Source organism: Tenacibaculum piscium, assembly GCF_021390715.1.
Lineage (GTDB): Bacteria > Bacteroidota > Bacteroidia > Flavobacteriales > Flavobacteriaceae > Polaribacter > Polaribacter piscius.
In genome coordinates this window covers 22460-36448 of record NZ_JAJGWT010000001.1, presented here as the reverse complement: position 1 = coordinate 36448, position 13989 = coordinate 22460, and the positions used below count along the sequence as shown (strand labels likewise).

At 30.2% G+C, this 13989-nt stretch carries 11 protein-coding genes; 5 read left to right on the top strand and 6 right to left on the bottom strand.

From position 1 onward, the window contains the following. The first annotated feature begins 7 nt into the window (after positions 1-7). The 3 genes from L0U77_RS00160 (at position 8) to L0U77_RS00150 (ending at position 5277) form a co-directional block, all read left to right on the top strand. Positions 8-2407, top strand: a complete 2400-nt coding sequence (locus L0U77_RS00160) for a TonB-dependent receptor (protein WP_233900556.1) — start codon at positions 8-10, stop codon at positions 2405-2407. A gap of 148 nt (positions 2408-2555) precedes the next feature. Continuing rightward, positions 2556-3674, top strand: coding sequence for a C1 family peptidase (locus L0U77_RS00155; RefSeq protein ID WP_233884068.1), 1119 nt, complete (start codon positions 2556-2558; stop codon positions 3672-3674). A 157-nt stretch (positions 3675-3831) separates the two neighbouring features. Further along, a complete protein-coding gene (locus L0U77_RS00150) occupies positions 3832-5277 on the top strand; it encodes a DUF389 domain-containing protein (protein ID WP_233861140.1) in 1446 nt (481 codons plus the stop codon). 1080 nt (positions 5278-6357) lie between these two features. On the opposite strand, the gene L0U77_RS00145 is transcribed toward L0U77_RS00150, so the two are convergent. The 4 genes from L0U77_RS00145 to pdxH all read right to left on the bottom strand — a co-directional run bounded on the left by L0U77_RS00145 (position 6358) and on the right by pdxH (position 10645). Further along, positions 6358-8442: an OmpA family protein gene (locus L0U77_RS00145; protein ID WP_233900555.1), complete on the bottom strand. Its 2085-nt coding sequence runs from the start codon at positions 8440-8442 to the stop codon at positions 6358-6360. Positions 8443-8571: 129 nt separating this feature from the next. Then, complete coding sequence (locus L0U77_RS00140; protein ID WP_233900675.1) at positions 8572-9468, bottom strand: Ppx/GppA phosphatase family protein; 897 nt, start codon at positions 9466-9468, stop codon at positions 8572-8574. Positions 9469-9477: 9 nt separating this feature from the next. Then, complete coding sequence (locus L0U77_RS00135; RefSeq protein WP_101916465.1) at positions 9478-9966, bottom strand: SixA phosphatase family protein; 489 nt, start codon at positions 9964-9966, stop codon at positions 9478-9480. Positions 9967-9997: 31 nt separating this feature from the next. Further along, a complete protein-coding gene (gene pdxH / locus L0U77_RS00130) occupies positions 9998-10645 on the bottom strand; it encodes a pyridoxamine 5'-phosphate oxidase (RefSeq protein ID WP_233884073.1) in 648 nt (215 codons plus the stop codon). 380 nt (positions 10646-11025) lie between these two features. Between pdxH and L0U77_RS00125 the strand changes: the two genes are divergently transcribed. Both L0U77_RS00125 and L0U77_RS00120 read left to right on the top strand, forming a co-directional pair. Next, positions 11026-11457: a DUF2141 domain-containing protein gene (locus tag L0U77_RS00125; RefSeq protein ID WP_233897089.1), complete on the top strand. Its 432-nt coding sequence runs from the start codon at positions 11026-11028 to the stop codon at positions 11455-11457. Between the two features lie 94 nt (positions 11458-11551). Next, complete coding sequence (locus L0U77_RS00120) at positions 11552-12214, top strand: HAD family hydrolase (RefSeq protein ID WP_233884076.1); 663 nt, start codon at positions 11552-11554, stop codon at positions 12212-12214. Positions 12215-12397: 183 nt separating this feature from the next. On the opposite strand, the gene L0U77_RS00115 is transcribed toward L0U77_RS00120, so the two are convergent. Together L0U77_RS00115 and L0U77_RS00110 are read right to left on the bottom strand one after the other, a co-directional pair. Further along, positions 12398-12817 (bottom strand): nucleoside-diphosphate kinase, encoded by a 420-nt coding sequence (locus L0U77_RS00115; RefSeq protein ID WP_233884077.1) that lies wholly within the window; start codon positions 12815-12817, stop codon positions 12398-12400. An 85-nt stretch (positions 12818-12902) separates the two neighbouring features. Next, positions 12903-13925, bottom strand: coding sequence for an alkaline phosphatase D family protein (locus tag L0U77_RS00110; protein ID WP_233897092.1), 1023 nt, complete (start codon positions 13923-13925; stop codon positions 12903-12905). Between the last annotated feature and the right edge of the window lie 64 nt (positions 13926-13989).

Below are 13989 nucleotides of genomic sequence, written 5' to 3'. Positions count from 1 at the left end.
ATTTTTATTGATACTTTTACTACAAGTATCTACTGTTGTAAGTCAAAATAACGATGAAAATCAAAATAAAGGCGTTGTTTCAGGGAAAATAATCGATGCCAATACAAGAGAAGCCATTCCCTTTGTAAACATCTTAGTTTACGGAACTTCTATCGGTAGTGCTTCTGATGAAAATGGTACGTTTACAATTGCAAATATCCCGCTAGGATATAATAAATTACAAATCTCATTTATAGGATACGAAACCTTCATTTCAGATGAATATTTAGTAACCAACGGTAAAACTACTTTTATAAATATCGAACTAAAAGAACGAGAAACAACGCTGAAAGAAGTAGAAATAAAAGCAAGTTTGTTTAAAAAATCCGTAGAAAGTCCACTTTCTTTACAATCCTTAGGCGTTGCCGAAATTGAAAAAAATCCCGGAGGAAATAGAGATATTTTAAAAGTAATTCAATCATTTCCTGGCGTGGCTTCCAATCCAGGTTTTAGAAACGATATTATTATTCGAGGAGGAGCAACATCAGAAAATAAATTCTATTTAGATGGCATTGAAGTTCCTGTAATCAATCATTTTCAAACCCAAGGCGCTACGGGAGGTGCTGTCGGAATTATGAATGCCGATTTAATCCGTAAAGTTGATTTCTATTCGAGTGCTTTTCCCGTAAATAGAGGAAATACATTGAGTTCCGTTATCGAATTTACCCAAAAAAGAGGAAATCCAACCCAGCTTAAAACAAGAGCAACGCTAGGAACTTCCGATGCTGGAATTACTTTAGATGGTCCTTTGGGAAAAAATACAACGTTTATGTTGTCTGTTCGGCAATCATATTTACAATTTTTATTCAAATTGATAAAATTACCCTTTTTACCAACTTATAATGATTTTCAATTAAATGTAAAATCACAATTATCGAAAAATAGCGAATTATCAATAATTGCTTTGGGAGCAATCGACAATTTTAAATTGAATGAATCTGTAAATGATAGTGAAACAGACCAAGAAACTCTAAAAAGAAATAAAATAATTTTAAATACCGTTCCCGTAAATAGTCAATGGAATTATACCGTTGGAGCCAGTTATAAATATTTTGCAGATAAATCGACACATTTAGTAGTGCTTAGTCGAAATGAACTCAAAAATACAGCAGAAAAATATTTTTTGAATCAAGAACAACCCGAAAATTTATTGTTAGATTATAGTTCAAAAGAAATAGAAACCAAATTTAGATACGAGAATACTTTTAAAACGAGCAATAATTATAAGTTCAACTTAGGAACAAATGTTGAAATAGCGACCTATTTAAATGATACGTATCGAAAAGTAGCCAATTCACAAGGACTTTTTGAAGATACGTTTAATGCTAATATTGATTTTGTTAAATATGGCTTTTTTGCCAATGTATCCAAAGAATATTTAGATAATAAATTAGGAGTTTCCTTCGGATTTAGAACCGATGGTGTTGATTATAATCCGCAGATGAAAAATCAATTACATCAATTTTCACCAAGACTTTCATTAAATTACAATCTAAATGATAAGGTTTCATTAAGTGCATCGCTAGGACGTTATTATCAATTGCCGTCTTATACCGTATTAGGATTCAAAAATAATACAGGCGAATTTATCAACAAAAAAGGATTGAAATATATACAAGCCGACCATCTTGTGAGCGGTTTTGCATACAAACCCAATACAAGTGCTAAAATTACCTTAGAAGGATTTTATAAAGCGTACAAAAATTATCCATTTTCAGTTCGAAACCAAGTAAGTTTGGCTAATTTAGGCGATGGTTTTGGGGTTGTTGGTAACGAAGAAGTACTTTCAAATTCAAAAGGAAGAGCCTACGGAGTTGAGATATTGGCACAAAAAAAATCGTATAATGGTTTGTACGGATTGGCTTCATATACTTTTGTACGCAGTGAATTTAAAAATGCCTTAGGAAATTACATTCCATCGACTTGGGATAATAAACATCTGTTAACGGTAACGGCAGGGAAAAAATTAAAGAAAAATTGGGAAATAGGCGCAAAATTCCGATTAGTTGGCGCAAGACCACATACGCCTTATGATACCAATGCTTCTTCTTTAAAAGTAAATTATGATATCGTAAATGGCGGTATTTTAGATTATACAAAATTAAATCAAACACGTTTTAACACTTACACGCAGTTAGATGCACGACTCGATAAAACATGGTTTTTAAACAATGTTGCTATTAATTTGTATCTCGATATTCAAAATATATACGGAAGTAGTGCGGAACAAAATCCGTTTTTATTAGCCACTGAAGATACTACAGGAAGAATTACCGATCCAAATGATACTTCAAGATATGTTTTAGAAGAAATCGAAAGTAGTAAAGGAAGTGCCTTGCCAAGAATAGGTGTAATTATCGATTTTTAAAATATTTTTAGATGATATTTTAGATGATATTTAACGTAAATTTAAAATAAAATAAAAGACTTTTAGAAGATTTTAACTTTTAAAATGATGCTAAAAATAATCAAAAAGAATATATTGCTGATTAAATTAAAATATACCACTATACTATATGAAAAATTTGTTGATAGGTGCCATTTTTGCCTTTTTAAGTATCGGTTCAATAACTGCTCAAAAATATAAGTTTAAAACCGTAAAAGATATCGAAAGTAGTCACGTTAAAAGTCAAGGAAATACAGGAACTTGTTGGAGTTTTTCGACAAGCTCTTTCTTAGAATCTGAAATTATACGATTAACAGGTAAAAATATCGACCTATCTGAAATGTATACTGTACGTAATACTTATTCAGAAAAAGCTGAAAATTATGTATATCGTCAAGGGAAAGCGCAATTTAGTCAAGGCGGTTTGGCACACGATGTTTTAAATTCAGTAGCAAATTACGGACTCGTGCCAGAACAAATTTTCTCAGGATTGGATGCAGGAAAAGATATTCATAATCATGCAGAATTAATAGCGGTTTTAAAATCGATGTTAGATACGTATATCAAAAACCCAGCAAAACAATTAAGCCCGAAATGGAAACAAGCAACACAACGAGTTTTAGATGTGTATTTAGGTGAAAATAAAAATGAATTTAGCTTCGAAGGAAAGAAATATACACCGAAAAGTTTTGCAGAATTTACCAAAATAAATCCTTCAGAGTATTTAACGATTACTTCTTTTGAGCATCAAAAAATGTATGATAAGTTTATTTTAAATATTCCTGATAATTTCTCAAATGGTTCATTTTACAATGTATCTTTAGATGAATTAACAGAACTTACGCAAAGAGCTGTCGAAAAAGGCTATACTTTAGCGCTAGATTGTGATGTTTCTGAAAAAACATTTTCAGCAGAAAACGGTGTCGCTTTTATTCCTGCAAGTAGCTCAGAAAGTGAAAAAGGATTGACTGAAATCGTAAAAGAAAAAACAATAACACCTAGTTTTCGTCAAGCAGAATTTGAAAATTTCAATACCACAGATGACCATTTAATGCACATCGTAGGATTGGTAAAAGATCAAAAAGGAAATAAATACTTTAAAGTAAAAAATTCTTGGGGAGCAAAAAAAGGAAATAACGGTTATGTATATATGTCTGTTCCGTATTTTAAATTGAAAACGATTTCGGTTTTAGTACACAAAGATGCTGTTACAAATAGTTTGAAAAAGAAATTAAACATTAAAAAATAAATATTAAAAACTAAATATTATTTTAGTATTAATTTAAAAGCTTGAAGAAAATATCTTCAAGCTTTTTTAATTTAATAAATCAAGAAATTCAATAAATTCAACAAATTGAGTAATAAGGAATTTCGTATCTTTCGCCCATTATTAATAATTAATTTAGATGGAAGAAAAGATAAAAAAAGAGCAAGATGTTGCACAATCTAAACAAGCTATTCAGGAAGATGCTAAAGGATTATGGGAAAGCATCAAAAAATTTCTAGTAGAATTATTAGATTTCCGAGAAGATACCGATCAAGAAGCAACTATAGAAGCCATAAAAGTCGATATTCCGTTTAAAGGAGCTACCGCTTGGATTTTAATTTGCTCAATATTTGTAGCATCAATTGGATTAAATGCCAATTCAACAGCCGTGGTTATTGGAGCCATGTTAATATCTCCTTTAATGGGACCTATTTTAGGAATCGGAATGTCATTAGCAATTAATGATATTGATACGTTGAAAAAATCAATGATAAACTTAGCAACTATGATTGTTTTGAGTTTATTAACCGCATTTTTATTCTTTTTTTTATTTCCTTTAAAAGAAGAAACTTCCGAATTATTAGGAAGAGTAAAACCCGATATTCGAGATGTTTTAATTGCTTTTTTTGGTGGTTTAGCCTTAATTATCGCCCGAACAAAAAAAGGAACTATAGCATCTGTAATATTTGGAGTTGCTATTGCAACTGCCTTAATGCCACCTTTATGTACCGCTGGTTATGGCTTGGCAATCGGTAATTTTGACTACTTTTTTGGAGCGATGTATTTATTTACAATCAATACTATTTTTATCGCTTTAGCTACTTTTTTAGTGCTGAAATTATTAGGATTTACCATGATTCGATATGTAAATTCTGAAAAAAGAAAAAGAATCGCACAGATAGCTTCTTTTGTCGGTTTCTTAGTGATGGTTCCTGCCATGTTCACCTTTGTAAATGTTTATAAAGAAAGCGTCGTTACTGCAAATTATGATAAATTTTTAAAAGAAGAAATTCTAGCGAATAAAGATTTATGGTTACAAAGAGAAAATATCGATAAAAAAAATAAAAAAATTAGCCTGTTTTTTAATGGTGATGTAACCGATGCTACCGAAACTTTTTTAAGAAATGAACTAAAAACATATCCTAAATTAGATGTTTATGAGTTATTTATCAACGAAAATAAAGCTAGAAGTGTCGATAGAGTCGTGGATGCCTACGATAGAGCAATTGTTGATTTAGATTTAAAAGATAATATCATAAAAGGATTACAGAAAGAAATTGAAGATTTAAAACTTACAATTTCTAGTCTAAATAATAATATAGAGCAAAATGCTTTAAAAAGAGATGAAAATAGTATTCCGTTTAGTAAAATAGCGAAAGAAGCTAAAATCAGATTTAATGATATTAAAGGAATTAGTTTTTCTAAAAAATTATCTTCTACGGATTTTATAAAAATAGATACAATTCCTGAATTATCAATAGTTTGGAATAAAAAATTAGCAGATTCAATAGTTAAAAGAAAAGAAAAAGAACTTAAAAGTTGGTTCGAAAAAGAATTGAAACTAGAAGTTGTATTACTTAAATAAGTGTTTTTTTTAAATTAAAAATATCCTCTATAAATCTAAGATTTTCTTATTTTATAGAGGATATTTTGTTTGTATATGAAAAGTACTGTTTTGTTTATGAGGATTTTTTGCAGGAAAATTAGATGTAATAAAATGGTACTGACTTTTGTTTTAAGACTAAACTAAACATTTTTTATAGATGTTTTTTTAAGTAGTTTGTTTTAGTTTATAATTCTGATTTAATTTTCTATTTTTTAATTCAACATTTGAGTAATTTTGACAAGTTTTTCAATTCTTATTTTCTGTTTTGCTCAATTCTACGAACGTTATAAATTTAAATTTCACGTAATAATTCGGTCAATTTTATTTTCAGATTTAAAGTAAATTAAAGTATTTTTAAATTTCTTTTTTTTGAGAATTACTTACAACGTTTAGAAATGTTTACCAACGAGTATATAAGTTTAAAATTTGTCTTTAATTTATCTTGAGGATTGTATCGAAAAATAATTATCTGATTATCCAAAGTTTAAAATCACTCGAATTGATATAGAATTAAGAAGCTAAAAAATTAAACTTCATCAATAGTGAAAATACAAATTAAGATGCTAAGAGCTTGTTTAAAAATTAAATAAACTGTCAGTTCGAGTTATTTTTTTCCTTCAAAAAATTGTATCGAGAACTTTTTAGCGTCAAAATCAATCAAAATTCATCAACATAAAAGAATTCAAATTCTCGATACAATTTTAATTCCTTTTAGTCATTAAAATCACTCGAATTGACAAGAATCATCAAAAAAAGCTAAAAAAAACACATAAAATCAGGATACGAACCTGAAATAAATTCAGTTTGACGGATTCTATTTCTTATTTTTCTGTGATGTTTTTTTCAGATGAAATTTAAACAGGCTCTAAGCTGATATAAAATTTCTTTGAGGTGGTTTGATCTATTTTTACTTTTTTTAAACAATAGTTTTTTTAATCTCTTGCCGTATTTTAATATTATTTTAGATTACTTTATATCATTCTATAAAAGCAGAAAACCGAGCAAAAGCTCGGTTTTCTTATTTTAAAAATACTAATTAAAAGTATGTTTAATCAATAATTATTTTTGATTAATTACTCTAAAAGTAGTTCTACGGTTTGCAGCATGCTCACGTTCTGTACAAGAAACGCCATCAGCACATCTGTTTGTTAATTTAGTTTCACCATAACCGTTAGCTGTTAATTGACTAGCATTAACTCCTTTCGAAATTAAGTAGTTTACTACTGAACGAGCTCTTCTTTCTGATAAAGATTGGTTGTTTACGTTACTACCTCTAGAATCTGTATGAGATTCAACGGCTGCAGCTACACCAGTTTTTAAAATTGGTAATAATCTAGTATCAATTAAACGTTTAGCACCTGAAGTTAATGTTGAACTTCCTAAATTCCAGTTAATTGGTAATGGAGTGTTTACTGTTAATTTACATTCTACTTCTTTCCAAGATGTTAATCCACCTTTAGATACTAATACTTCTTTAGTAATTGTTTTGTATTTAGCTGCTACAGGAACTTCTTCTTTCCAAGCATCTTTTTCTAAAACAGTTTTCTTTAAAGTTCTGTAAACAGGCTCTCCTTTAATCGCTCTAGATGTTGGAGGTGTTGCCATTACAGTTTTTGTTAAAGTTGTCGTTACTTCAGGAATAGCGATAACTTTTGTTGTTGTAACTGCAGGAATAACTCTTGTAATAGTTGTCGTTACTTCAGGAATAGCGATAACTTTTGTTGATGGAGGTGTTGCCATTACTGTTTTCTTGATAACTTTCGTTACTTGAGGAATATCAATTGTTCTAGTTGATGGAGGCGTTACCATTACTGTTTTCTTAACAATTTTCGTTACTTCAGGAATTGCTACTACTCTAGTTGATTCTGGAGTAATTACTGTTCTTTTGATAGTTTGAGTTACCTCAGGAATTGCAATTTTTCTAGTACTAGGAGGTGTAGTCATTACACGTTGTTTGATAACTTTCGTTACAGCAGGAATATCAATAGTTCTTGTTGTAGGAGGAGTTACCATTACTCTTTTCTTAACTACTTTTGTAATTTCAGGAATTGCTACAACTCTTGTACTTGGAGGAGTTTTAACAACTCTTTTTGTATAGGTTCCATTACCACATCCATTAGGTGAAGTACTTTCATTACATTCAGGAGTAGAAACAATACTAGCATCTTTTTCTAAAACAGTTTTATTAACCGTTTGAAATTGTGCAGGAATTTCTTTATAACACCAGTAACGACAGTCGTTAGGATCAGAAGATTCACAATCAGGCGCTTTTTCGCTCATTTGCCATCTTGCCGATTTTGCTTTTACTTCAATAGTTTCACTATCGTTATTAAAAGATGCAGGAATTACACTTAATTTATTTCCGTAATCTCTTTTCTTATAAGAAATAGTTTCAGTTCCATATACTGCAGGAACGACAACTAAACGTTGCGATGCTTCTTTTACCATTACAGTAACGTCACGCATTTCGTATTTTGCAGGAACAACTTCAATACGTTGTGATGCTTCTTTTACAGTAACAACAACATCACGCATTTCATATTTTGCAGGAACAACTTCTAAACGTTCAGCTGCTTCTTTTACAACAATAGTTTCAGTAACTACACTTGAAGTAGCAGGTACTTTTACTAAACGTTGCGATGCTTCTTTAACAACTACAACAACATCTTTTATTTCATATTTTGCAGGGATAATCTCTAAACGTTGTGTCGCTTCTTTGGTTACTACAGTAACGTCACGCATTTCATATTTTGCAGGAATTACAACTAAACGCTGAGCAGCTTCTTTTGTAATTACCGTTTCAGAAGCGGTAGAAGGTTTTGATAACGATCTTTCAATACGTTGGCTAGCTTCTTTAGTAACGATTGAATAGGTTTGAGGTTCATATTTAGCAGGTACAACTACTAATTTTTGACTTCCTTCATCAACTAAAACACTTTCAGTTACGGTTTTATATTGAGTAGGGTGCGTTACAATTCTTTTGTAAGCAGGAGCAATTTCAATAGTTACATCTTGATTTTTCCATAAAGCAGGAGTTTTACAACGGACATAACATTTTCCGGGTTCTGCATTGGTAGGCAAATCCTGTGCCGATGCAGTAAAATAGAAAGCTAATAAGGCTCCCGTTAATAGTAATTTTTTCATAATAGATAAAAATTTGTTTATGATTACTTAGTTTAATTATATGACACACTTTTTTTATGAAAGTCACACCTAAACAAATATAAGTATTTTTCTATAGATGTTAATGAAATGTTAAAAGAATATTGAGAGTTATAAATTATTGAAATATAGGCTTTTAATGATTCCGTCAGAAAGTCCTATTTTAGGAACAAATATTTTTCGGGCACCGCTCCATTTCATTGCTGATAAATAAATTTTAGTAGCAGGAACAATAACATCGGCTCTATCGGGGTTTAAGCTTAGTTCCGAAATACGTTGTTTATAGCTCATTTTTTTTAAAAACTGATATTGAGCATTTAAATAAATATAGGAAATTGGTTTTCCAACTTCTCTGCCCGACATTTTAAAAATTTTATTGATATTTCCTCCAGAACCGATTAAGGATATACGTTTATAGTTTTTAGTATTTTCTTCTACCCATTCTTGTACTTGTTTAAAAATGGCATTATTTTCAGTTTTTTTATTGTTAATTAGTCGAACGGTACCTATTTTAAACGATTTTGATTTTACAATTCGTCCTTTAGAAAACAAGGTAAATTCGGTACTACCACCGCCAACATCTACATAAAGATATGTAAAATCAGAATCAATTAAATGATGTAAATCAGTAGAAAATATAATTGCAGCTTCTTTTTTACCATCAATAACATCAATAGCAACATTGGTTTCTTTTAAAATAGTACTAACAACTTCGGCGCCATTTCTGGCTTCTCTCATGGCAGAAGTAGCACAAGCTTTGTATTTTTCAACACCGTGAACTTTCATGATTAATTTAAATGCCTTCATGGCATCAATCATTCGACTGGTGTTTTCTTTGGATATAATTCCATTAACAAAGGCATCGGTTCCTAATCTGATAGGAACTCGAACTAAGGATGATTTTTTAAATAATGGTTCTTTATTTTTTTCTTCAATAACATTTGCTACTAAAAGTCTTACAGCATTAGAGCCGATATCAATAGCGCCATATTTTTTTATTTTCAAAATACTATAATTTTATCTATGATTTTTTGGGAAATCGACTAAAATAGTGCGTCCCTTTTTTAAGTTTTTCCAGTGTTTGTCTTTAAATTCGATGCCTATAATTCCGCAAGTAGGCACGTGAGCTATTGGTTTATCGCCAAAATTATTTACAAAACTATTAATACCGTGGTCGTGACTAAATATAATAGCACTGCTAAAATTATCATCTAAAGCATTTACGGTTTTGACTAAATAACCATCACTAAAATTATATAATTGACGTTTTATTTGCAGGTTAGAAAGCGGATATTTAAAATTTTCACAAAAAATAATAGCTGTGTGTAACGCTCTATTTGCACTGCTGGAAACAAATACATCTGGCTTTACTATTTCTTGGGATAGAAACTTAGAAAAAAGATGTGAATCTTTAATACCACGCTCTTTTAAAGGTCTATCAATATCTTTAATACCTTGGTATAGCCAAGAAGATTTTGCGTGACGAACAATATAAAGTGTTTTCATTTAAATTATTAAAATGTATGTAAATATAAAATTATGGGGCTAAACGTGCTAATTTCCACGAAAAATCTTTTTCTAAAGTATATCGTATTCGGTCGTGCATTCTGTTGGGGCGACCTTGCCAAAATTCAATAGAAGTAGGTTTTACCATAAAACCTCCCCAGTGTGGCGGACGTGTAATTTCTTTGTCTTTAAATTGATTGGTTGTTTTTTGAAGTTGTTCATCGAGCACTTCACGAGAAGCAACAACTTCACTTTGGTTAGATGCCCAAGCACCTAATTTGCTGCCATCGGGTCTTGATTCAAAATAACCATCAGATAAATTTTCGGCTAATTTTTCAGCTTTTCCTTTGATGATTATTTGTTGTTCTAATCCAGGCCAAAAAAAAGAAAGACATACTTTATTGTTATTTAGAATAGCTTTTCCTTTTTCTGAATGATAGTTTGTGTAAAAAATAAACCCTTCCCAAGTGTATTTTTTTAACAATACAATTCTGTTTTTAGGAAAACCGTCAAGTCCTATTGCGGAAACATTCATAGCGTTTGTTTCCTCTACTACTTCAGAGGCGTCTGCTGTAAGAAACCAGTTTCTAAATAATTCCATCGGATTTTCAGGACAGTTCTTTTTAAGTAACTCCTTTTTCTCGTATGATTTTCTATAATCGCTTAAATCGTGTGACATAATGATTTTTTATACCCCGTAAAAGTACATTTTTATCAAATGTTTTAGGCTATTTTATCAAAAGAATTCCCAAAATATTTAATCAAAATATAAATTACAGCGTGCTTATTTTTTGATAATACTAAATTTTTAAATTCTTAAAATAGATTGTTAATTTTATATAAATAGAAACGAATCATAATGTTAAAATTAAAAAAATAGTAGTATTATTATTGCAATAATACACGAAAAAGATACGTAATATATCGCTAAAAAACAAGAAGCAAAAAATAATCAAAAAAAGGATATATAATAATGAGTTGTTTTTTACGTTCAAATAGCAATCAAAATCAATCAAAATCAATCAAAATCAATCAAAATAATTTAAAACAAGAAGAAGTATGTTCCACTATATCTCTAAAATAATTTTAATATTCGCTTTCTTTTTTAGTAATATAGCAATAATAACATCACAAGAAAAACACACGCTTACTTTGGGTTTTGAAGGAATGAAATCATCAAAAGGAAATTTATATATCGCACTTTATAATGCCGAAAAAAGCTTTTTGAAAACACCTTTTAAAGGAGTAATTGTAAAAGTAATAGCTAAAAAAGCATCCGCAGAAATAACAAATATTCCCACAGGAACGTATGCTGTATCGGTTTTTCATGATGAAAATGAAAATGAAAAAATGGATACCAATTTTTTAGGAATCCCTAAGGAACCTACAGGAATTTCGAACAATGCAAAAGGATTTATGGGACCTCCGAAATATAAAGATGCAAAATTTGATATAATACAGCCGATGAAAATGAGTATCCGTATAAAATAAATTTCACAAAATAATTCATATAAAGTGATGCTTAATAATTGCAATCAGTAAAGGGCAATTGATTATTTTTGTAGGAAAATAGAAAATCATTATTATGGCTTTAAAAGCAGTTTTATTCGATATGGACGGCGTAATTGTAGATACCGAACCGTTACACAAAAAAGCATATTTTTTAATGTTTGAAAAAGTCGGGATTCAGGTTTCACAGGAACTTTACAATTCGTACACAGGGCAATCAACCTTAGAGATTTGTAAAGATTTAGTGGCGAAATTTGATTTAACACTTCAGGCAACCGAATTGGTAGATTCTAAAAGAGCTTTTTTTAAAGAACTCTTTTTTTCTGATGATAATGACTTAGCATTATTAACAGGAGTGTTAGAGTTGATTAAAAATTATTATGAAAATGGTGTTACTTTAGTTTTGGCATCGTCGGCATCGATGGTTACTATTGATAATGTTTTTAATAAATTCGATTTAAATAAATATTTTAAAGGAAAAATTAGCGGAGCCGATTTAAAAGCATCAAAACCACATCCTGAAATATTTTTAAAAGCAGCCGATATTGCTGGTTTTGATAAAAAAGAATGTTTAGTAATTGAAGATTCTACCAACGGAATTAAAGCCGCTTACGATGGCGGAATTTATTGTGTTGCTTATAAAAGTGAACATTCAAAAGAACAGGATTATTCGTTAGCGCAAAAAGTAATTTCTAATTATGCTGAAATAAAATACGACTTAGTAAAAGATGTTGTGTAAAAATCAGATTTTCGTCATGCTGAATTTAGTTCAGCATCGCATCAATAGGAAAACTACGGAAAATCAGGATGCGAAACTGAACTAAATTCAGTTTGACGGATTCATATTTTAATAAAAAACTCGTTACAACAATTGTAACGAGTTTTTATATATTTAAAAAGAATTATTGTTCTTAAAATATTTTTAGAACATCTCTCTTCCTGAAAAGTGAAAAGCACCTTCGATAGCAGCGTTTTCATCAGAATCAGAACCGTGAACAGCGTTTTCACCGATAGAAGTAGCAAACATTTTACGGATTGTTCCTTCAGCAGCATCCGCAGGATTTGTAGCACCGATTAAAGTTCTAAAATCTTCAACAGCGTTATCTTTTTCTAAAATAGCAGCCACAATAGGACCACGAGTCATAAATTCAACTAACTCTCCGAAGAAAGGACGTTCGTTATGTACCGCATAAAAAGCTTCTGCATCACGAGTTGTCATTTGAGTTTTTTTCAACGCTACGATTCTAAAACCTGCAGCATTAATTTTGTCTAAAATTGCGCCAGTGTGTCCGTTTTCAACACCATCTGGTTTAATCATTGTAAAAGTTCTATTTGTTGCCATTGTAATTGAGTTTCTAATTAATAAATGTAAGTGCAAACTTCGCACAAATCGGCGCAAAAATACACTTTTTAATGTTATTACAAAATTAAGGATATATTTGCTTGATTTCCTGTAAAATAACCTTGTTTTTACCACGAATCTGAAAGGTAACTTCGTTTGATTTTATATCAAAAAATAACACGCCATAACTCAAATCACTTATAACTTTACCAATTCGATACTTATTTTTTTCCGAAGAAAAAGAACTGTAAGCATGCGTTAATCCGCTTGACGTAAAATCGATAATAGGATACGAAATAGTATTTAGATTTGTTTTTGAAAATTCAGAAATGTGTCTATCTCCAGAAAGAATAATGACATTTTTTGCTTTTGAAGTTTCAATCAATTTAAAAAATTTATGTACTTCATTTGGGAAATTTCCCCATTTTTCAAAACCATGCTCTTTCGAAAGTACTTGAATACTGCTCACAATAACAGTAAAATTTGCTGTAGAATTTGTCAATTCTTTTGCTAGCCATTTCCATTGTGCAACGCCTAAAATACTTCCTGTTAATTTTTTTGTAGGTTGATACCTATTTTTACCAGTACCTTTTGTTAAAGCGGTTCTAAAATATCGCGTATCTAAAACAATTATTTTGATGCTTTTATCTTTAATTTTAAAGGTTTCGGAATGATAAATTCCTGCTTGCTTTCTTCTAGGAGAGTTTTTAGGAACGTTTAGAAAATCTAAAAATAATTGCTGACTTTCTTCTTTTTTTACGTGTTCAATTCCTCCATCATTTATGCCGTAATCATGATCGTCCCAAGTAGCTAAAATAGGCGTGTTTTTTATCAGTTTTTGATACGAAGTATCTCTTTTTTGTTGCTGATAAAATCGCGCCATTTTAGTCATATTATTGGTGTCAGCATAAATATTATCGCCGCCCCAAATCCAAACGTTGGGTTTTAAAGAAATAATATCTTCCCAAAAAGGGTTTACTTTTCTCTGATTATCACACGAACCAAAAGCTAACGTAAACTTTTCTTGACCATAACAATTATCAATAGAAAGAGATATCAAACTAATTAAAAACAACGAAATATAAATAGAAAATTTACTAAAAATCATGAATGTAATTTTTAGTAAAAGAACAAAAATAAAAGCATAAAAAGATTAATAAATCATTAATTTG

Coding starts and splice junctions, on each gene's coding strand:
- L0U77_RS00155 (WP_233884068.1), top strand. CDS start 2,556: ATGAAAAATTTGTTGATAGGTGCCATTTTTGCCTTTTTAAGTATCGGT.
- L0U77_RS00150 (WP_233861140.1), top strand. CDS start 3,832: ATGGAAGAAAAGATAAAAAAAGAGCAAGATGTTGCACAATCTAAACAA.
- L0U77_RS00145 (WP_233900555.1), bottom strand. CDS start 8,442: ATGAAAAAATTACTATTAACGGGAGCCTTATTAGCTTTCTATTTTACT.
- L0U77_RS00135 (WP_101916465.1), bottom strand. CDS start 9,966: ATGAAAACACTTTATATTGTTCGTCACGCAAAATCTTCTTGGCTATAC.
- pdxH (WP_233884073.1), bottom strand. CDS start 10,645: ATGTCACACGATTTAAGCGATTATAGAAAATCATACGAGAAAAAGGAG.
- L0U77_RS00125 (WP_233897089.1), top strand. CDS start 11,026: ATGTTCCACTATATCTCTAAAATAATTTTAATATTCGCTTTCTTTTTT.
- L0U77_RS00120 (WP_233884076.1), top strand. CDS start 11,552: ATGGCTTTAAAAGCAGTTTTATTCGATATGGACGGCGTAATTGTAGAT.
- L0U77_RS00115 (WP_233884077.1), bottom strand. CDS start 12,817: ATGGCAACAAATAGAACTTTTACAATGATTAAACCAGATGGTGTTGAA.
- L0U77_RS00110 (WP_233897092.1), bottom strand. CDS start 13,925: ATGATTTTTAGTAAATTTTCTATTTATATTTCGTTGTTTTTAATTAGT.